Below are 359 nucleotides of genomic sequence, written 5' to 3'. Positions count from 1 at the left end.
AGAAATTGATCGTGTACAAGACCTTTTACAGAGTACAGCACAATTAGAGTTCTGGCATGTATATCAAAGCAACCAATTTCAGAATTTCTTTGTTCAGGCAAATGAGACCTTAAAAGGCCTGGAAGAACAAAAGACTGAAACTGCACAAACGACTGTAGATACCACTGATGCTGAAACCGATGAGATTGATGCACTACTTCAATCTGCAGACGATTCTGTTGAAGTAGCTCAACAAAATAATCCCCTCTTTGACCTAATGGTTTCTCCCGGTTTCCAGGGCGGACCTGTACTTGCTACTTTTAATATTAAAGACACTGCAAAGGTTTCTCAGTACCTTAATATGCCACAGGTGCGCAATC

Annotated in this window: 1 pseudogene; it reads left to right on the top strand. The window is 40.7% G+C overall.

The window, feature by feature from the left end:
• Positions 1-359 (top strand): annotated as a pseudogene (locus HC176_RS17790) (protein translocase subunit SecDF); the annotation flags it as partial.

The organism is Tamlana crocina (assembly GCF_012037625.1).
Note: the sequence above shows the minus strand (reverse complement) of the source record. Positions and strands in the feature narration are given on the sequence as shown.